Raw genomic sequence first — 17,891 nt, forward strand, 5'->3', positions numbered from 1 at the left:
GCCAGATCTTGCATGAGTCACTCGTAGATCACCGGTGCCGAACCCTACCGATACCAACCCCTCCCGGAACCGGCCCACCTATAGAAGCGTCGCTGACGGGGAGGAGAACCGTGCAAGATCTATAAGACTGACGGGGAGAAATCAACTCGTTAATGCGACATTTCCGGCATCGGGCTGGTGTCTGAATCGCCTGCGTGATCGGCGCAATAGCCCGAACGCTCGACGGAAACAACGCACAGCAGATGGATTGGCCCCGGATCCAGCGAAGGCCTTGAAGAAGCTTCCCCGCCGGAAGGAGGCTGCAAGATCCCAACCGCGAAATGGATCTTGCAATATGAACCGCGGCTGGGCATGAAGAATCGTGCATGATCGCCACAAACGTGGAGAATCGTGCAAGATCTACGGGATCCGCCCGGCGCCAACGGGTCGGCCGAAGGCGGGACGCCCACCGCCACGGAACCGGACCCGAGACAGCGGGCCGCCGCGATCGACCGGATGTGGGGGGATTGTTGTTGCGGTGACGATTCGGGGACGGCTGGGTCGTCATCACGGTGACGGTTTCCGACGGCAAGGGAGACAGACCATGCGGTACGCGCTACTGATGCACCACCACGAGCCGGCTGACGGCGAGCTCGACGCCGAGGTGATCGCCGAGGCCCAGCGGGCTTTCGACGTGTACGCGAAAGCGCTCGCCCAGGCCGGTGTCCTGCTGTCGGCGGACGTGCTCCAGCCGACCGGGTCGACGACCACCGTGACCCGCCGGGACGGGACGCCGCGGGTGCAGGACGGGCCGTTCGCCGAGACGAAGGAGGCGCTGGCCGGGATCTTCCTGATCGACGTGCCGGACCTGGACGCGGCGATCGGCTGGGCTCAGCAGAACCCGGCCGCCCAATGGGGCTCGATCGAGATCCGCCCGGTGTCGACGTCGTTCCTGGACGATGGATGGACCCGCTGACCCAGACAGGTGACGGAGACCAGCGGATGGACCCGCTGACTGCGGCCGCCGCAGCCGCCCGTGACTGGCACGGGCGGCTGCTGGCCCTGCTCGCGGCCGGGTCCGGGAACATCCCGGCGGCCGAGGACGCGCTCGCCGACGCCTACGAGGCGGCCGTCCGCACCTGGCCGGAGCAGGGTGTGCCCGGCAACCCCGGCGGCTGGCTGCTGACCGTGGCCCGCAACCGGCTGCGGGACAGGTGGCGGGCGGCCGAGTTCCGGCGGACCGTGGCGCTCGACGTGGACCGGGACGCCCCGGCCCACCTGGACGACCTCGACGTGGACGCGATCCCGGACCGGCGGCTGGAGCTGATGCTGGTCTGCGCGCATCCGGCGATCGACCCGGCCATGCACACGCCGCTGATGCTGAACACCGTGCTCGGGTTCACCGCCGAGCAGGTCGGGCGGGCGTTCTCGGTGCCGGCGGCCACCATGGCGACGCGGCTGGTGCGGGTGAAGAAGCGGATCCGGACGACGGGCATCCCGTTCCGGATCCCGGACCGGGCGGACCTGCCGGCCCGGATGACGGCGGTGCTCGAAGCCGCCTACGGAGCGTATGCGCTCGACCGGTCCGGGGCCGAGGCGCTGCACCTGGCCGAGGTGCTGGCCACGCTGGCGCCCGGCGATCCGGAGGTGCACGGGCTGGCCGCGCTGGTGCAGCTGTCGGCGGCCCGGGCGGGCGCCCGGATCGGCGCGGACGGACGGTTCGTGCCGCTCGGCGAGCAGGATCCGGCACGCTGGGACCACGGGCTGATCGGGCGGGCACACGAGCATCTGCGGGTCGCGCACCGGCTCGGACGGCTGGGCCGGTTCCAGGTGGAGGCGGCCATCCAGGCGTTGCACTGCTCGGGCGCGGCGGATGCCCGTACGCTGCGGGATCTGCATGTGATCCTGAACGATCTCGCGCCGTCGCTGGGTGGTGGCGTCGCGCTGGCCGCGGTGACCGCCGAGGCCGACGGCCCGGCCGCCGGGCTCGCCGTGCTGGATGGTCTGGCCGGCGACGGTTTCCAGCCCGCGCACGCGACCCGGGCTCATCTGCTGCGGCGGCTCGGGCGGCAGGCGGAGGCGACGGCCGAGTACGACCGGGCGATCGCCCTGACCCACGACGACGCCGAGCGGGAGTTCCTGATCAGGAGGCGGTGAGGCGGACGGTGAAGACGGTTCCCCGGCCGACCTCGCTCCGCACGTCGATGACGCCGCCGTGGGCCTCGACCAGCTTCCGGGTGATCGCCAGGCCCAGGCCACTGCCACCGGTGGCCCGGCTGCGTGACTCGTCGGCACGCCAGAACCTGTCGAACACGCGGGGCAGGTCGTCCGCGCTGATGCCGATGCCGGTGTCGCGTACCGAAATGGTGGTCCGTGCCGCGGTGACCGTGACCGAGCCGCCCGGCGGGGTGTAGCGGATCGCGTTGGAGACCAGGTTGCCGACGACCTGCCGCAGCCGTACCGGATCGGCCGTGACCACCGGATCGCCCTCGACCGACGTCTCCAGGCGCACCGCGGCGGTCCCCCGGTGGGCTTCGACGACCTGTTCGATCACGTCCCGCACCCGGATCGGCTCCGGATGCACCCGCAGCGTCCCGGCGTCGACCGCGGCCAGGTCGCTCAGGTCGTCGATCAGGTGCTGCAACTGCACCGACTCCTCGTGCAGCAGGTCGACCAGCTGCGCGTCGGTGGGCGCCAGGTCGTCCTGGGCCGCCTCCAGCCAGCTGCGGATGTTGGTCAGCGGTGTGCGCAGCTCGTGCGCCACGTCGTTGACCATGGCCCGCCGCTGCTCGGCCGACGCGTTCAGCGCCCGGGCCAGGTGGGCGATCTCGTCCCGGCCGGACACCACCATCGGCGCCTGCCGGTCGGCGGCCTCGGTCAGCGCCCGCAACGGCCGGACCAGCCGCCGACCGGCCAGGACGGTCACCAGGATGGTGGCGAACAGGACCGCGCCGGTGGTGGTGACGATCCGGACGGTGTTCTCCTCGGACAGCGTGAACGTGGTCTCGTCGGCGCCGGTGTCCGGGTCGGTGACGAAGAGCAGGGCGGGCGGCGCGACGAAGGGTTGCAGCTGGGTGCGGCGCGACTTCTCCAGGCAGGTCCGGACCCGGGCGGTACGGCCGGCCACCGCGCCCTTGTGTTCGGCGGGGATGATCGGCACGACGGTACGGTCCTGCGCCTCCTTGTCGGTGAGCACGTAGGCGCTGAACCGTGGCGACACCATCACCGTGCCACCGTTCACTCCGCCCAGGCAGGCGCTCGTCATCTTCCCGAGGCTGGCCAGCGCCTTCCGCTCGGTGTCGGTGACCTCCTCGTCGAGCCCGCCCGAACACCGGCCCAGGACACCTGTCGTATCGGGCACGGTCAGCTCCAGGGCCGGGCGGCCGCTCGGAAGGTCGATGATCCGGCCGGACACCCCTTCGTCGTCGAGGCACGACTTCGATTTGAGGGCGTAGTCGCGCAGCTTGGCCCGTTCGGCGGCCGGCAGCAGGTAGGGCCCGACCGCCCGGGTGTCGATCCGCTCGGTGCCGCCGGTCAGGCCGAGGTCCAGATTCAGCGGGTCGACGACGGCCGACGGGCGGGCCGTGGCCAGCGACGGGCCCGGCCCGGAATCGATGATCACCTGACGGTCCTCGGTCATCAGGGTGATCCGCCGGCCCAGTTTCGCAGCCCGGTCCCGGATCAGCTGCGGCGCCTCCGACCAGTCCGGATGCTCGGCCGCGTAGGCGACCAGCATGTCGTAGACGCCCTTGTCGTCGGTGAGCGACCGGCCCTGCTCCTGGTTGATCGCGCGGGTCGCGGTGCGTACCGCCAGCCACGCGGTCGCCCCGATGGCGGCCACCGCGATCAGCACCGACGTGGCGAGCAGGCGGGTCACCAGGCTGTGCCGCCACGGCACCCGGGTCATGCCGCGCCCGCCGTCAGCCGGTAGCCCACCCCGTACACGGTGAGCAGCTGCACCGGCCGTTGCGGGTCGATCTCGATCTTGCGGCGCAGGTTCATCACGTGCACGTCGATGGTCCGCTCGGTGGAGCTCCGGTCGATGCCCCGGGTGTGGTGCAGCAACTGCGCGCGGCTGAACACCCGGTCCGGCTGCTCACACATGGCGGCCAGGATCGCGAACTCGCCGCGGGTGCACTCGATCGGCTCGCCGTCGACGGTCACCCGGTGCGTCTCCGGGTCCAGCGTCACCCGGCCCAGTGTGTGCGCCGGTTTCGGCGCGGACCGGTTCGCCCGGCGCAGCAGCGTACGCACCCGGGCCATCAGCTCCCGCGGGCTGTACGGCTTGGTCAGGTAGTCGTCGGCGCCCAGCTCCAGGCCGAGCAGCAGATCGTCCTCGCCGGTGCGGGCGGTCAGCATCAGCACCAGCACCTCCGACTCGGCGCGCAGCGTCCGGCACACGTGCAGGCCGTCCAGCTCCGGCATCATCACGTCCAGCACCAGCAGGTCCGGGCGCAGCCGGCGGGCCTGCTCCAGCGCCTGCCGGCCGTCGTGCACCACGGTCGCCTCGTGGCCGTCGGCCTGCAGGTAGCGGCGGACCACCTCGGCCTGCCTCGGGTCGTCGTCGGCGACCAGCACATGTGCGCACATGGCGGCGACTATAGGTGCGGGCGCCACCCCCGGGCCCGTCTCCGCGGCAGACCTAACAGCTTTCTGACGATCTCCGCCCAGGCTCTCCGCCATGCCTGCTCACTCTCATCTCCGGCGGATCGGGATCGGCCTGGTCGTGGCCGCCGTCTCCGCCGGCGCGTTCTTCTGGCTCCAGCCGCGATCGGAGGCGCAGCCCACACCGGCCGCGACGGAGGCGGTCTCCTCCGCCAAGCTGGAGCGACGCGATCTGAGCACGTCAAAGACCATTCCCGGGACCATCGGGTACGGGCAATCGCGCGCTGTGCAGGGCCACCAGGAGGCGACTGTCACGTGGCTGCCGGCGCCCGGTGCGAGCATCAAGCGGGGGCAGCAGTTGTACCGTGCCGATGATCGGCCGGTGCCGCTGTTCTACGGCGGGATGCCGCTGTACCGGTCGATCAAGGGCCGGAACCTGGTCGGCCGCGACGTGCAGATCATCGCGAACAATCTGGAGAAACTCGGCTATTCGCTGGGTTACCGGCCCCGCGAGGGTTCCTGGGTGACCCCGCCCGCACCTGAATCCGCCGCCCAGGGAGAAGCGGGCCAGGGAGAGGCCACCCAGGAAGGGCCTGCGCCGAAATCGACCGGATCACCCGAATCATCGGCCTCGTCCGCGCCGCCGCCCTCGCCGGTCAAGATCAAGAAGGACGAGGGGGTCCTCACCTCCTCGATGATCACGGCGATCAAGAAGTGGCAGCGCGACCTCGGCCTCCCCGAGACCGGCGCGATCGCGGTCGGTGACGTCGAGATCCTCGCCGGCGCGGTCCGCGTCGACGCGGTCGCCGTGCAACCCGGCGCCCCGGCGAACGGCCCGCTCATGTCGGTCACCCCCACCCGCAAGGTGATCACCGTGTCCGCCGCCATGGCCGAGGCCGCGTCGATCGAGCGCGGCGCGAACGTCACGGTGATCCTGCCCGACGAGACCGAGGTGCCGGCCCGCGTGCTGTCCGTCGGCCGCACCCTGGCCGCCCCGGAAGGCGCGGTCGGCGACAGCACCCCACAACTCACCGTGACGGTGACGGTGAACGACCCGGCCGCCATCGCGAAGATCGACTCCGCCGAGGTGACCGTCAGCTTCACCGGCAAAGCGCGCGAGAACGTCCTGGCGGCGCCGGTCGAGGCCCTGATCGCGCTGGCCGAGGGCGGGTACGCCGTACAGACGCAGCATGGTCTTGTCGCGGTGACCACCGGAATGTTCGCGCAGGGCTGGGTCGAGATCACCGGCGACGGTCTCGCCGAAGGCGACGAGGTGGTGGTGGCGTCGTGACGGCTCCCGTGCTCTCGGTCCGCGGGGCCGGCATGGTCTACCCCGGTGGTGTGACCGCCCTGTCCGGCATCGACCTCGACATCCACGCGGGCGAGTTCGTGGCGATCGTCGGCCGCTCCGGCTCGGGAAAATCCACCCTGCTCAACATCATCGGCACGCTGGACCGGCCGACCTCCGGCACGGTCCACATCTCCGGGCAGGACGTCACGACCCTCTCCGACCGGCGGCTGTCGGCGCTGCGGGCCCGCGAGATCGGTTTCGTCTTCCAGCAGTTCCACCTGACCGACGGCCTCGCCGCCACCGACATCGTCGCCACCGGCCTGCTCTACGCCGGGGTGCCGCGCCGCCAACGGCGGACGATGGCGCTCCAGGCCCTCGACCGGGTCGGCCTCGCCCACCGCGCCGACCACCGGCCCCACCAGCTGTCCGGCGGCGAACGGCAGCGGGTCGCCATCGCCCGCGCCCTGGTCAACAGCCCGGCCCTGATCCTCGCCGACGAACCGACCGGCGCCCTGGACACCGCCACCGGGCAGACCGTGCTGGCGCTGCTGCACCGGCTCAACACCGAAGGCGCCACGATCGCCCTGATCACCCACGACCGGGAGATCGCGGCCGCGCTGCCCCGCCGGGTCGAGATCCGCGACGGGCGGTTGATCGCATGATGAACCCGGTCGACCTGCTCGGCCTCGGCGTCGTCGGGCTGCGTACCCGGCCACTGCGGGCCCTGCTCTCCGGCCTCGGCATCGCGATCGGCATCGCCACGATGATCGTGGTGACCGGCATTCCCGCGTCCAGCCAGGCCGCCCTCGTCCGCGAACTGACCGCGCTCGGCACCGACACCCTCCAGGTGATGCCGGTCCCCGACCAGCAGCCGCCGGCGCGGCTGCCGGAATCAGCGGTCGCGATGGCCAAGCGGATCGGCCCGGTCCGTCTCGCCAGCGCGGTCGGCAACACCCATGCTCCGGTACGCCGTAGCGACCGCGCCGAACCCACCAGCGGCACCGGCCTGACCGTGCTCGCGGCGCGCCTCGATCTGCTGCCGGTGATCGGCGCCCGGGTCGAGAACGGGCACTGGCTGACCGCGGCCGGGGCCGGGTTCCCGACCGTGGTGCTCGGCTCGGTCGCCGCCACCCGCCTCGGGATCACCTCGGTGACAGCGGGCCAGCAGGTGTTGATCGGCGACCGCTGGTTCACCGTCGTCGGGATCCTGGCGGCCACTCCGCTGTCGCCGGACATCGACCGGTCGGTGCTGGTCGGCTGGGAGGCGGCCCGTGCCGAGTTGCGGTTCGACGGCCGGCCCACGGTCGTCTACCTGCGGGCCGAGGAGTCCCAGCTGGAGACGGTCCGGTCGGTGCTGGCCGAGTCGATCAACCCGGAACGGCCCGGCCAGGTCCTGGTCACCCGCCCGTCCGACGCGCTCGCCGCCAAACGGGCCACCGAGAGCAGCTTCTCCGTGCTGTTCCTGGCCCTGGCCGCGGTGGCGCTGGTGATCGGCGGGATCGGGGTGGCCAACACGATGGTGGTGTCGGTGCTGGAACGACGCTCGGAGATCGGCCTGCGGCGGGCGCTCGGGGCGACCCGTGGACAGATCCGCGGGCAGTTCCTCACCGAGTCGATGGTGCTCTCCACCGCCGGTGGCCTGGCCGGAACGGTGCTGGGACTGCTGGCCACGGTCGGCTACGCCCGCTGGCAGAGCTGGCCGATCGTGGTGCCGCTCGAATCCGCCGCGGCCGGCGTGGGCGGGGCCGTGGTCATCGGTGTCCTGGCCGGGGTCTACCCGTCCGTGCGCGCCGCTCGGCTGCCGCCGGCACAGGCCCTGCACTGACTCCTCACATGAAACGGCGGCCGGGTTCTCCCGGCCGCCGTTCTCCCGACGTTCTCAGTTCTTGGCCGCGGCCTCGCGCTCGCAGTCCGGGATGCGGTCCATGCCCAGGGTGATCGACCGCGAGTCGTTCTGGTCGCCGCCCAGCGCGATCGAGATGCCGTCCTCACTGACCTCGACGAACTCGACACCCTCCCGCTTGAGGCACTTCACCACGTCGAGCGCGAAGTCCCGGGCTTCCGGATTGGCCGGGTCCTTCTCCCACGGCGGCAGCGGCAGGAACTGCGGCTCACAGATCTGATTCGCCTTCTCCACCTTCTTCTCCGCCTCCGAGCCGGGCACCGCCACCTCGGCCTTCTTGCGCGCGTCGACCGGATCGAAGCCCTGCTCACGCATGCACTTGTTGTACGGCTCGAGCAGCACCTCGTACTCCTCAGGCGTCATGTCCAGCCGTTCCCGGGGCCGTTCCGCCTTCTTGGACGCCGCCGCCGAAGGCGTGGCGGCCGCGCTCTGCAACGTCGCCACCCGCGGCGCGCCACCCGCCTCGGGGGTGTCCGGGGAACCGCAGGCCGGCAGCGCGGTCAACGCGAGCACGGCGAACATGAGCGCGGCATTCCTCCGCATGGGGAACCTCCTGTCCGGCGGGGCCGATCCCCGCCGCGCCGGACAGCCTGACGAGCAATAATCAGGAAGTCGTCAGGTTCGATCAGGAGCGTCCATGTCTGCGTTCGGCCCCGCCCTGTTCGTGTCCCGCGCCGACGGCGCGCCCCTTCCCGAGGGCGAGCAGTCGGCGATCCTCACCCACATCCGTGCCGCCACCGCCCGGTTGGGCCTGCCCCGCGCGGTGCCACGCGTCTACGACTACGACGGTTACGAGCCGCTGGCCCTCGGGGTGCTGCTCTACTCCGAATACGGCTACCAGCACATGCCCGACGACGTCCGGGAGGACCAGGACCGAGCCTGGGCCGACCAGGGCGTCAGGGTCGGCGCCGAGGTGGAGAAACAGGCCCCTGGCGTCTACAACTTCACCGCCTACACAGTGGAGGACTGAAGCCGGTGACCACCCCACGAGAGTGACCCACTTTTCCTCCGCCGGCTCTTGCACGACCACTGAGGGCGGGCCCACCGGCCACAGCGATGGTCAGCGCACGACTACCGACGGGCAGTCACCCTCCGGCCCCCGGGGGCCGAACGCCGGCGGCCGCGGCTGGCGGAAGATCGGCCACCGTCTTCAGCGGCAGCGCGGGCAATTCGTCGGGCAGGGGGTCCGCGGTGCGGTCCGGCCGAGGCCGCTGTCGTGCAGGACGGTGGTCACGGCCTGTTCGAAGGAGGCCTCCTGCGGAATCACCGTTTCCCCGGGCACTCCGAGCAGGTCCCGTTTCGTGTACCAGTCCCGCATCATGTCGGCTGTCACATGCGCCAGTTCCGGTCTGCTCCGGTGCCTTCGCACCGTCTCCTCGAACGGGATGTCGAAATAGAAGCAGCGAACCGGCCCCTGGTGGGACTCGGCCAGGTTTCTCAGGTGGGTGGCGTGCTCCCCGGTGTGCAGGATGCCTTCCAGGATCACGTGGTACCCCGAGTCCAGGGCGGCTCTGGTGGTCGCCGTGATGAAACCGGGGGCTATCGCGTCGTCGCCCAGGCCGCCGTGTTCGCGGAGTAGCACTCTCCGCAGCTGGTCCTGCTCGATCAGGGCACAACCCCGGCCGTACCTGCGGCGTACCTCCCGGGCTGTCGTGGTCTTTCCGCTGCCGGAATTGCCGCGGATGATCACCAGGGTGGGTGGCTCAGGCATGGGAGAGGGTTTCTGTCTTCCGGCGGGCGCCCAGGGCGAAGAGCACGCCGCCGATGAGCGCCGCGGTTCCGCAGAGGACCAGGGTCGTCCGGTATCCGAACTGTTCCACCGCCACACCGGACAGGATGCCGGAGATCAGCAGGCCGGTGGTGGACGCGTTGGCGAACAGCGTGGTGGCCCGGCCCGTCGCCGGGGCCAGGTGGTCCTGGAAGTAACGGATCCCGGCGGTGGCGACGATCGCGATGGCGATGCCCCGCAGCGCCTGTCCGGCGATCAGCAGCGGCATGCCGGTCGCCGCCACCGTCAAGTAGTGATAGGCGGCGAAGGAGCCGAAACCGACGAGGATCAGCGCGAGCTGGCTGGTTCGCGCCGGCAGTACGGCCAGCGCCAGGGTGGCCACCACCTCGACGGCGGCGCAGACGCTGAAGAGCACACCCATCGACTCGGCCGGCTGGTTCAGGCCCCGGGTCACGAACAGTGCCAGGGCGATGCCCCCGGCGAACATCGCGGTGAAGAACAGGGTGACGCTCGCGGTCAGCAGAACCGGGGTGGCGCCGGCGGTGGAGGTGGTGGTGGCCGCCACCGGAGCCGGGCCGGGGCGGGGCACCAGCAGCACGGTCAGGGCGGCGATCAGGTACGCCCCGGCCGCGGTCCACATCAGCCACGGGTAACCGCCCCGGGCCAGCACCAGAGCACCGATCAGCGGGCCGACCGCCCACGCCATCGACCAGGACGCCCGCAGGAACGGTGTCGAACGGCCCTCCCCGAGCACTGCCCGGCCCAGCGCGAACAGCTGCGGGAACGCCGCACTCAACGACGCGAAGACGGTGGCCGCCATCAGGAGCAGCAGCGGGAAACTCGTCACCTGCGGCAGCACCACGTACCCGCCCGCGCCGAGCACGATCACCGCGATCGCGTACGTGCGGGACGGTCGCCTGTCGAACATCCGGCCCAGCGTCCAGCTGATCGTGATGCCGCCGACCGCGAACGCCGAGGTCCACACCCCGAGCTGGAGTGGCGACATCCCGGCCACATCGGCGCCGAACAGGATGATGTACGAGTTGACCATCGATTCCGCGATCCCGAACAGCAGGATCGCGGACACCAGTGTCAGTAGGGGCACGAAGAATTCGTACCGGGTCCGGGGCTATCGGCGCTCGTGAATTTTCTGCTGCAACAGCTGAACGAGGTGGACCCCGGAGACCCCGGCCAGGTCGTCGGCCTGGGTGCGGCAGGAGAAACCGTCGGCGAGCAGGACGTCACCCTCCTCGGCCTGCGCCAGCGCGGGCAGCAGCTGCTGCTCGGCCACCTGCACGGACACCTCGTAGTGACCACGTTCGACACCGAAGTTGCCGGCCAGGCCACAGCAGCCGCCCAGCCGTTTCACGGTCGCGCCGGCCTGCTTGAGCAGTTTCGCGTCGGCGTCCCAGCCCATCACGGCGTGGTGATGGCAGTGCGGCTGGGCGATCACCCGTACCCCATCGAGGTTTGGCGGCGTGTAACCGGGAGTGGCGGCTAGCAGCTCGGCCACCGTCATGGTCGCCTCGGCGACCGCCTTGGCGGCCTCGTTGTTCACCAGCTCGACCGCGTCCTGGCGCAGCACGCCGGTGCACGACGGCTCCAGGCCGACGATCGGGATGCCCTTCTTCACCGACTCGTGCAGCTCGGCGACCGTGCCGCCGAGAATCCGCCGGGCGGCGTCGAGCTGGCCGGTGGAGATCCAGGTCAGGCCGCAGCACGCTTTTCGGCTCGCCACCTGCGGCGCGTAACCGGCGTCGACCAGCACGTCGACGGCGGCCCGCGCGATCTCCGGCGAGAAATGGTCGGTGAAACTGTCGACGAAAAGGACCACCGGCTTTCCGGTCGGCACCGGCTGGAACGACGACCGGAACGTCTTCGGCGCGAAAGCCGGAATGTTGCGGCGCTTGTCCACCCCGGCGATCCACAGCGCGATGCCCTTGATGCCGGGCAGGCTGGTGGCCAGGTTGGCGAGCGCCGGCATCTTCGACGCGAGCCGCGACCAGCGGGGTAGCCAGCCGAGCGAATAATGCGACCGCGGCCGCACCCGGCCTTTGAAACTCTGGTGCAGAACCTCGGCCTTGTAGGCCGCCATATCGATTCCGGTCGGGCAATCCGACGCACAACCCTTGCAGGACAGACAAAGATCAAGCGCATCGTGTACGGCCTCCGCGCGCCAGTTCGGGGCGAGGTCACCGTCGAGCATCTCCTGGAGCACGCGGGCGCGCCCCCGGGTGGAGTCCTTCTCGTCCTTCGTGGCCAGGAAGGACGGGCACATCACCCCGCCGAGGACACGGGTGTCGACGCGGCATTTGCCGACGCCCGTACACCTGTGCACGGCCTGGTTGAAGTCCCCGCCGTCGTGGTGGTAGGCCAGTGCCAGCGGGACTGTCACCTTGCGCGCCTGCGACACCCGGATGTTGGCGTCGACCGGATCGGGGTCGACCAGGTTGCCCGGGTTAAGCAGGTTACGCGGGTCGAAGACGCCCTTGATCTGCCGGAACAGGCCCATCGCCTCGGGCGAGTACATCCGTGACAGCAGCTCGGACCGGGCCCGGCCGTCGCCGTGCTCGCCGGAGAGCGAACCGCCGTAGCCGACCACCAGGTCGGCCGCGTCCTCCAGGAACGAGCGGAACAGCGCCGGGCCGTCCGGCTTGTCCAGCGGGAAGTCCAGTCGCACGTGGACACAGCCGTCGCCGAGATGCCCGTACGGCATGACGGACAGCCCGTGCCGCGCGCACAGGGTGTCGAAGTCACGCAGGTAGGCGCCGATCCGGGCGGGCGGGACCGCGGCGTCCTCCCAGCCGGCGTGCGCGGGCAGACCACTCGGCGCACGCCCGGCCAGGCCGGCGCCGTCCTCCCGGATCTTCCACAGCGGGGCCGCCTCGGCGGTGTCCTCGACGATCCGGTGATCGACCGCCTCGGCCACCTCGGCCAGCTTGGCGACCCGCTCGCGGACCTCGTCGAGGTCGTCGCCGGCGATCTCCACCATCAGCCAGGCGGCGCCGGCCGGCAGCGGCGGCACCGCACCCGGGCCGCGACGGGACCGGACCAGGTCACAGATGCGGTGGTCGAGGCCCTCACAGGCGGTCGGGGCGAACTCCAGGATCTTCGGGATGATGTCGCCGGCGGTGCCGAAGTCGGGGTAGCCGAGCACGATCAGCGTCCGGTGGGCCGGGTCGGCGACCAGCCGTACCGTCGCCTCGGTGATCACCGCGAGGGTGCCCTCGCTGCCGACCAGGAACTCGGTGAGGTTGAACCCGTTCTCCGGGAGCAGGTGCTCGACGGCGTAGCCGGAGACCTGCCGGCCGAACCGCGCGAACTCGGTGCGGCCGATCGCCAGGTTGGCCCCGATCACCTCACGCAGCTGCTCGACGCTCTTCGACGTGGACAGCTCGTCGCCGTCGATCGTGTACGCCTTGAGGCCCAGCGTGTTGTCCGAGGTCCGGCCGTAGCCCAGGGTGCGTGAGCCGCACGAGTTGTTGCCGATCATGCCGCCGATCGTGCAGCGGGTGTGCGTCGACGGGTCCGGCCCGAACCGCAGCCCGAACGGTTTCGCCGCCGCCTGGAGGGTCGCCTGGACCGTGCCGGCCTGCACCCGGGCGGTCCGCGCGTCGCCGTCGACCTCGAGCACCCGGTTCATGTGGCGGCTGAAGTCGAGGATGATGCCCGGCCCGATCGCGTTGCCGGCCACACTCGTGCCGGCGCCCCGGGCGGTGATCGGCACGCCCGTCTCCCGGCTGACCGCGAGCGTCGCCAGGACGTCGTCGTCGTGCCGTGGCCGGACGATCAGCTGCGGCACGATCCGGTAGAGGGAGGCGTCACTCGCGTACGCCGACCGGTGCGCCGCATCGGTGAGGACATCGGTGACGCCCGCCCGGTGCAGCCGGGCGGCGAGGTCGTTTGTCACGCGGAACTCCAAGGCTGTCTTCGGGCTGGTCCGCCTTGGGCAGCGTGCGGCGGTGAACCTGCTTCGGGACGTCGCCGTCATGGTAGTCGCCGCCGATTCACGCCCTGCGCAGCGCCGGTTTCGCTGTGAGATCGGCAATCGGGAGCAGCACTGTTGGCAACTCGACAAAAGGGCGATAACCTCCTGCGCGTACGTTCCACAGAAGATCGGTTTCAAGCGCCGCAAGGAGACGCGTGTGGGGCGGAAAGAGCCTTCCTCGGATGAAGGCCGGCGTCCCTCAACGCTGAGGGTCGGCGGCTATGTGACGACCCGCCGGGCGCCCCGCCACCGCGCTCCGGACCCGGTCGAGCCGGGTGACCGGCTGCCGAACATCTCCGACTACTGGCCGGACGCGCCGCACCGGCTGCGCGCCCCGTGGGAGGGCTTCCTCCCGCTGCCGCCGAACGCCGTCTCGTCGAACTCAGTCTCGCCGAACGCCCTCTCCTCGGTCGACGTCGAGGTCCGCAGCGCCTCCGGCACGCTGGACCGGCGGTGGCCGGTCGTGCTCACCGGCGTGCTCGCCCTGACCGTGGTCGCCGGGACGATGCTGCTGGCCCGCCCGCTCGCCGAGTCGGAGATCCGCCAGCAGCGGGCCGCCCTGCCGCCGTCGGCGGTCGCCATCGAGCCGCAGATCACCGCCGCCCCGATGCCGCCGCCGCTGCTGCTCTCCCCCACCCCGCCGCCGTCGGTCTCGGCCACGCCGAGCAGCCCGCCTGATGTGCGGTCGGCGCGCCTGGAGTTCGTCTCCGGCGTCACCGACCTGTCGGTGCGCATCGACGATCTGGGTGACCTGCCGTTCGACGTGGGCTCGCCGGACGGCTCCGAGGTCGACGCCACCACCACGTTCTCCGACGGCGTGCTGCGCATCGAGATCAACTCGGCCGGTTCGAACGGGGCGGTCGAGGTCCGGCTCAGCAACCGCATCGTCTGGGGTCTCCAGCTCTCGGCCGGGGTGAAATCGGCCCGGTTCGACACCACGTCGGGCTCGGTCAGCCGGATCGACCTGGACGGCGGCGCGGAGAGCTTCAACCTGGTGCTCGGCCGGGTGTCCGGGGTCCTGCCGATCCGGATGACCGGCGGGGTGAGCAACTGGCGGATCTGGACCGACGGCCGCGTCCCGGCACGCGTCACGGTCGGTGACGGCGCCGGGAACGTGGTCCTGTACGGCGACGAGAACGGCGGCACCGCGCCCGGCGCCGTCGTCCGCTCCGGCGACCTGGACAGTGGTACCGGCCTGGAGGTCGACGCGGTGGCCGGCGTCGGCTACCTGGAGATCAGCTCCACCGACCAGTCCGGCCGGGGCCGAACCCGCCGCTGAGCGACGGCTCACGGTCCGGGCGGGGCCGGGGGATTCGCGATTGCCTCGGCGATGCGCTTGATCCGCTGGAGACGGGCGTCCCAGGCGGCGCCGACCGACGACAGCTGGGCCACCGCGCGGGCCAGCTGGGCGTCGTCGACCCGGTAGCGCCGCTCCCGCCCGGCCGGGACGCCGTGCACGAGACCGGCGCGTTCCAGCACGACCAGGTGCTTGGCCACGCCTTGGCGGGTGACCGACAGCCGGTGCCCGAGTGTGGTGGCGGTGCCCCCGCCGTCGGTCAGCAGCAGGTCGAGCATCCGGCGGCGGGTCGGGTCACCGATCGCCGACCAGAGATCGTCGTCGACGATCATGACCCGACGTTCGAGGGCTGGACCGTGGCCGCGTAGGCCTCCAGGCGCGGCAGGAAGAAGTCCCACCCGGTGACGTGCTCGTTGAAGCACTGCTCGACGACGGCGTCGTTCCAGCCGCGCTCGCGGAACCCGGACTCGGTCATCCGCAGCAGCGTCCCGTCACCCTGCGGGGTGAGGTCGAAGGTGACCAGCAGCGAGTTGGCCACCGCCGCGGCTTCTCCGGCCGGGTGTGTCCACCGGAACGAGAACGTCTTCGGCGGCCGCACGTCGACGACGGTGAGCTGCTCGGCGGTGCCGCCGTGGGCGCAGTCGCCGAAGACGATCCGGCCGGTCGCGCCCGGCACGACGTCGTACTCCGCGTCGTCCGGCCACCACCGCTTCACGTGGCCGGGGTCGCTCACCACCTGGAACACGATCTCCGGCGTCGCCTCGATGTAGATCTCGCGTTCGATGCTTCCGTACTCCATCTCAACCTCCCGCAACCATTGGTTGCGTATGACTCTAGATCGCACGGGACCCATGCGCAACCATTAGTTGCGCATGGGTCCCGGGACCACCTCAGCCGGAAAGCTCCATGTCCTCCTTCCCGGGCAGCGACAGCACCCCGGTCACGCCCGCGGGCAGGGTGACGTCGACGGCCGGCTCGCCGTCGACCAGGCGCCAGGACACTTCGATACGTCCGTGCGGCGTGTCGAGACCGGCACGGGCCCAGGTCAGCCCACCGCCGGGGCGGGGCGCGATCAGCACCCGGGAGTAGCCGGGCTCCAGCGGGGCGATGCCGCCGATCACCCGGTGCATCCAGTCGGCGACCGCGCCGAGCGCGTAGTGGTTGAAGCTGGTCATCTCGCCCGGGTTGATCGAGCCGTCGGGCAGCATCGAGTCCCAGCGTTCCCAGATCGTCGTCGCGCCCATCGTCACCGGGTAGAGCCAGGACGGGCATCCCCGTTCCAGGAGCAGCCGGTAGGCGACATCGAGATGTCCGGTCCGGGTCAGAGCATCGAGGATGTACGGCGTGCCGGCGAACCCGGTCGAGATGCGGTGCCCGCTCTCCGCCACCAGCCGGGCCAGCCGCCGCCCGGCCGCCGCCTCGTCGTCGACCAGCCCGAACACCAGCGCCAGCGTGTAGACCGTGGTGCAGTCCGAGACGATCGTGCCGTCGGCCGACACGTACTGCTCGTTGAACGCCGCCCGGATCCGCGCGGCCAGCTCACCGAACTCGGCCGCGTCCTGGTCCCGGCCGAGCAGCGCCGCGGTCTCGGCGGTGATCGTCGCCGACCGGTAGAAGGCGGCGGTCGCGACCACCCCCGGATCGGCCTTGGCCTTGGCCGGGTTGTCCGGTGGCGCGTCCGGGTCGAGCCAGTCGCCGAACTGGAACGACGTGTCCCACACCCCGGCCGGCGACAGCAGCGTCTCGACCCGGCGCACGTGGGCGGTCATCGACTCGTACTGGCTCGCCAGGATCGCCCGGTCGCCGTAGGCCTGCCAGAGCGTCCACGGCACCCAGACCGCGGCGTCGGACCAGAAGGCGGTGCTGTCCGGGGTGGGGAACTCCGGCACGTCGGGCAGGTATTTCAGCACGTCCGGGATGACGAACGGGACCAGCCCGCCGGCGGCCCGCTGCTCGGCGGCCAGGTCGGCCAGCCAGTCGGCGAGGAACGACCCGGTGTCGAACAGGTAGGCGGCCGACGGGGCGAACACGGCGATGTCACCGGTCCAGCCGAGGCGCTCGTTGCGTTGCGGGCAGTCGGTCGGCAGGTCCAGGAAGTTGCCCTTGGTGCTCCACACGACGTTGCTGTGCAGCTGGTTGAGCAGGTCGTCGGAGCATGCGAAGGTGCCGGTGCGACGCAGGCCGGTGTGCACGACCACGGCTTCGACCCGACGGGCCTCCTCGAGAGACAGGCCGGTGATCTCGGCGTACCGGAATCCGTGGAACGTCATGGTCGGCTCGAAGAAGTCCTCCGCGCCGCTGAGGATGAATCGGTCGGTGGCCTGCGCGTCGCGCAGCGGCCGCGCGCCGAGCTCGCCGTGTTCGAGGACCTCGGCATGCCGGATCCGGATCTCCGATCCGGCCGGCCCGGTCGCCGTGAATCGCAGCCAGCCGACCAGGTTCTGCCCGAAATCGATCAGGATCCGCCCGGTTGGCGACAGCCAGACCTCCTGCGGCGCGACGACATCCTGCCTGGTCACTGGATTGCTCAGGTACGGGGTGAGCACGCTCGCGTCGAAGTCGAGGGCCTTGACCGGCAGGAACCACTCGGGCTCGCCCCCGGCCACGTGCCACTTCGCGGAGCGCCGCCGGGCGTCGACGGTCTGCCCGTCGTAGAGGTCGTCGGCGAGCACGTCGGAGCCGCCGGCGGTCCACGTCTCGTCGGTGACGACGGTCTGCCGGTGCCCGTCCGCGAAGGTGATCTCCAGGTCGGCGATGACCCCGAGCCGGTCGCCGTAGAACGCGCGGCCGCCCATGAACCCGAGCCGCCCCCGGTGCCAGCCGTTGCCGACCAGCACGGTGAGCACGCTCCGGCTGTTCAGCAGGGCGGTGACGTCGTGGGTGAGGTAGCGCAGCCGGTGCTCGTAGGAGCTCCAGCCGGGGCTCAGCACGTCGTCGCCGACCGGCTGCCCGTCGATCCGGGCCTCGTGCACGCCGAGGCTGCTGATCCGCAGTGTCGCGGTGGTCACCGGCCCGTGCCCGTCGTCGAGCGTGATCTCGGTCCGGAACAGCGGCGCGCTGCCCAGCTCGCTGACCGGGGTGATCATCCGACCTTGCATG

16 protein-coding genes are annotated in these 17,891 nt (G+C 71.1%); 7 read left to right on the plus strand and 9 right to left on the minus strand.

Translation table 11 applies throughout. The annotated features are described in order from the left end of the window. The first annotated feature begins 583 nt into the window (after positions 1-583). Both AB0E94_RS35750 and AB0E94_RS35755 read left to right on the plus strand, forming a co-directional pair. Entirely contained in the window at positions 584-955 is a 372-nt protein-coding gene (locus tag AB0E94_RS35750) for a YciI family protein (RefSeq protein WP_360335683.1), read from the plus strand. A gap of 26 nt (positions 956-981) precedes the next feature. Then, a complete protein-coding gene (locus tag AB0E94_RS35755) occupies positions 982-2,136 on the plus strand; it encodes a DUF6596 domain-containing protein (protein ID WP_360335685.1) in 1,155 nt (384 codons plus the stop codon). On the opposite strand, the gene AB0E94_RS35760 is transcribed toward AB0E94_RS35755, so the two are convergent. Further along, entirely contained in the window at positions 2,123-3,886 is a 1,764-nt protein-coding gene (locus tag AB0E94_RS35760) for a HAMP domain-containing sensor histidine kinase (protein WP_360335687.1), read from the minus strand. The two genes, AB0E94_RS35755 and AB0E94_RS35760, sit on opposite strands and share 14 nt — an antisense overlap. Beyond that, the gene (locus AB0E94_RS35765; protein ID WP_360335689.1) at positions 3,883-4,569 is read right to left on the minus strand and encodes a response regulator transcription factor; all 687 of its coding nucleotides are present in this window, start codon (positions 4,567-4,569) and stop codon (positions 3,883-3,885) included. Before AB0E94_RS35765 ends, AB0E94_RS35760 begins: the two co-directional genes overlap by 4 nt. A gap of 91 nt (positions 4,570-4,660) precedes the next feature. On the opposite strand from AB0E94_RS35765, the gene AB0E94_RS35770 reads away from it, so the two are divergent. Genes AB0E94_RS35770 through AB0E94_RS35780 form a run of 3 tightly spaced genes read left to right on the plus strand, consistent with a single transcriptional unit; the run spans position 4,661 to position 7,700 of the window. Further along, positions 4,661-5,875, plus strand: coding sequence for a hypothetical protein (locus AB0E94_RS35770; RefSeq protein ID WP_360335691.1), 1,215 nt, complete (start codon positions 4,661-4,663; stop codon positions 5,873-5,875). A gap of 32 nt (positions 5,876-5,907) precedes the next feature. Continuing rightward, positions 5,908-6,537: an ABC transporter ATP-binding protein gene (locus tag AB0E94_RS35775; RefSeq protein WP_360335810.1), complete on the plus strand. Its 630-nt coding sequence runs from the start codon at positions 5,908-5,910 to the stop codon at positions 6,535-6,537. Beyond that, positions 6,534-7,700: an ABC transporter permease gene (locus AB0E94_RS35780; RefSeq protein WP_360335693.1), complete on the plus strand. Its 1,167-nt coding sequence runs from the start codon at positions 6,534-6,536 to the stop codon at positions 7,698-7,700. Before AB0E94_RS35775 ends, AB0E94_RS35780 begins: the two co-directional genes overlap by 4 nt. A 54-nt stretch (positions 7,701-7,754) precedes the next feature. Here AB0E94_RS35780 and AB0E94_RS35785 read toward each other — a convergent pair whose 3' ends face one another. After that, positions 7,755-8,321 carry a hypothetical protein gene (locus AB0E94_RS35785; RefSeq protein ID WP_360335695.1) on the minus strand — a complete coding sequence of 189 codons (567 nt, stop codon included), beginning with the start codon at positions 8,319-8,321 and terminating at the stop codon, positions 7,755-7,757. A 94-nt stretch (positions 8,322-8,415) separates the two neighbouring features. On the opposite strand from AB0E94_RS35785, the gene AB0E94_RS35790 reads away from it, so the two are divergent. Then, complete coding sequence (locus AB0E94_RS35790; protein WP_360335697.1) at positions 8,416-8,748, plus strand: hypothetical protein; 333 nt, start codon at positions 8,416-8,418, stop codon at positions 8,746-8,748. A gap of 180 nt (positions 8,749-8,928) precedes the next feature. On the opposite strand, the gene AB0E94_RS35795 is transcribed toward AB0E94_RS35790, so the two are convergent. From AB0E94_RS35795 to AB0E94_RS35805, 3 genes are read right to left on the minus strand one after another with little or no spacing between them, the layout of a single operon-like run. Beyond that, positions 8,929-9,489, minus strand: a complete 561-nt coding sequence (locus tag AB0E94_RS35795) for an AAA family ATPase (RefSeq protein ID WP_360335699.1) — start codon at positions 9,487-9,489, stop codon at positions 8,929-8,931. Beyond that, positions 9,482-10,612, minus strand: coding sequence for an MFS transporter (locus tag AB0E94_RS35800; protein WP_360335701.1), 1,131 nt, complete (start codon positions 10,610-10,612; stop codon positions 9,482-9,484). The genes AB0E94_RS35795 and AB0E94_RS35800 overlap by 8 nt, the downstream gene beginning before the upstream one ends. Positions 10,613-10,636: 24 nt before the next feature. Then, the gene (locus tag AB0E94_RS35805) at positions 10,637-13,417 is read right to left on the minus strand and encodes an FAD-linked oxidase C-terminal domain-containing protein (protein WP_360335703.1); all 2,781 of its coding nucleotides are present in this window, start codon (positions 13,415-13,417) and stop codon (positions 10,637-10,639) included. A gap of 301 nt (positions 13,418-13,718) precedes the next feature. Between AB0E94_RS35805 and AB0E94_RS35810 the strand changes: the two genes are divergently transcribed. Continuing rightward, complete coding sequence (locus tag AB0E94_RS35810) at positions 13,719-14,774, plus strand: hypothetical protein (RefSeq protein ID WP_360335705.1); 1,056 nt, start codon at positions 13,719-13,721, stop codon at positions 14,772-14,774. An 8-nt stretch (positions 14,775-14,782) separates the two neighbouring features. On the opposite strand, the gene AB0E94_RS35815 is transcribed toward AB0E94_RS35810, so the two are convergent. The 3 genes from AB0E94_RS35815 to AB0E94_RS35825 all read right to left on the minus strand — a co-directional run bounded on the left by AB0E94_RS35815 (position 14,783) and on the right by AB0E94_RS35825 (position 17,890). Further along, positions 14,783-15,124, minus strand: coding sequence for a metalloregulator ArsR/SmtB family transcription factor (locus AB0E94_RS35815; protein WP_360335707.1), 342 nt, complete (start codon positions 15,122-15,124; stop codon positions 14,783-14,785). Then, positions 15,121-15,591, minus strand: coding sequence for an SRPBCC family protein (locus AB0E94_RS35820; protein WP_360335709.1), 471 nt, complete (start codon positions 15,589-15,591; stop codon positions 15,121-15,123). The genes AB0E94_RS35815 and AB0E94_RS35820 overlap by 4 nt, the downstream gene beginning before the upstream one ends. Before the next feature lie 91 nt (positions 15,592-15,682). Beyond that, a complete protein-coding gene (locus tag AB0E94_RS35825) occupies positions 15,683-17,890 on the minus strand; it encodes a family 78 glycoside hydrolase catalytic domain (RefSeq protein ID WP_360335711.1) in 2,208 nt (735 codons plus the stop codon). Position 17,891: the final 1 nt, after the last annotated feature.

Source organism: Actinoplanes sp. NPDC026670 (assembly GCF_040638175.1).
Lineage (GTDB): Bacteria > Actinomycetota > Actinomycetes > Mycobacteriales > Micromonosporaceae > Actinoplanes.

What these genes read in the sequence shown, in the direction of transcription:
- AB0E94_RS35785 (WP_360335695.1), bottom strand. Translation starts at nt 8,321, where the DNA reads ATGCGGAGGAATGCCGCGCTCATGTTCGCCGTGCTCGCGTTGACCGCG.
- AB0E94_RS35765 (WP_360335689.1), bottom strand. Translation starts at nt 4,569, where the DNA reads ATGTGCGCACATGTGCTGGTCGCCGACGACGACCCGAGGCAGGCCGAG.
- AB0E94_RS35820 (WP_360335709.1), bottom strand. Translation starts at nt 15,591, where the DNA reads ATGGAGTACGGAAGCATCGAACGCGAGATCTACATCGAGGCGACGCCG.
- AB0E94_RS35790 (WP_360335697.1), top strand. Translation starts at nt 8,416, where the DNA reads ATGTCTGCGTTCGGCCCCGCCCTGTTCGTGTCCCGCGCCGACGGCGCG.
- AB0E94_RS35750 (WP_360335683.1), top strand. Translation starts at nt 584, where the DNA reads ATGCGGTACGCGCTACTGATGCACCACCACGAGCCGGCTGACGGCGAG.
- AB0E94_RS35815 (WP_360335707.1), bottom strand. Translation starts at nt 15,124, where the DNA reads ATGATCGTCGACGACGATCTCTGGTCGGCGATCGGTGACCCGACCCGC.
- AB0E94_RS35760 (WP_360335687.1), bottom strand. Translation starts at nt 3,886, where the DNA reads ATGACCCGGGTGCCGTGGCGGCACAGCCTGGTGACCCGCCTGCTCGCC.
- AB0E94_RS35755 (WP_360335685.1), top strand. Translation starts at nt 982, where the DNA reads ATGGACCCGCTGACTGCGGCCGCCGCAGCCGCCCGTGACTGGCACGGG.
- AB0E94_RS35780 (WP_360335693.1), top strand. Translation starts at nt 6,534, where the DNA reads ATGATGAACCCGGTCGACCTGCTCGGCCTCGGCGTCGTCGGGCTGCGT.
- AB0E94_RS35795 (WP_360335699.1), bottom strand. Translation starts at nt 9,489, where the DNA reads ATGCCTGAGCCACCCACCCTGGTGATCATCCGCGGCAATTCCGGCAGC.
- AB0E94_RS35825 (WP_360335711.1), bottom strand. Translation starts at nt 17,890, where the DNA reads ATGCAAGGTCGGATGATCACCCCGGTCAGCGAGCTGGGCAGCGCGCCG.
- AB0E94_RS35775 (WP_360335810.1), top strand. Translation starts at nt 5,908, where the DNA reads ATGGTCTACCCCGGTGGTGTGACCGCCCTGTCCGGCATCGACCTCGAC.
- AB0E94_RS35770 (WP_360335691.1), top strand. Translation starts at nt 4,661, where the DNA reads ATGCCTGCTCACTCTCATCTCCGGCGGATCGGGATCGGCCTGGTCGTG.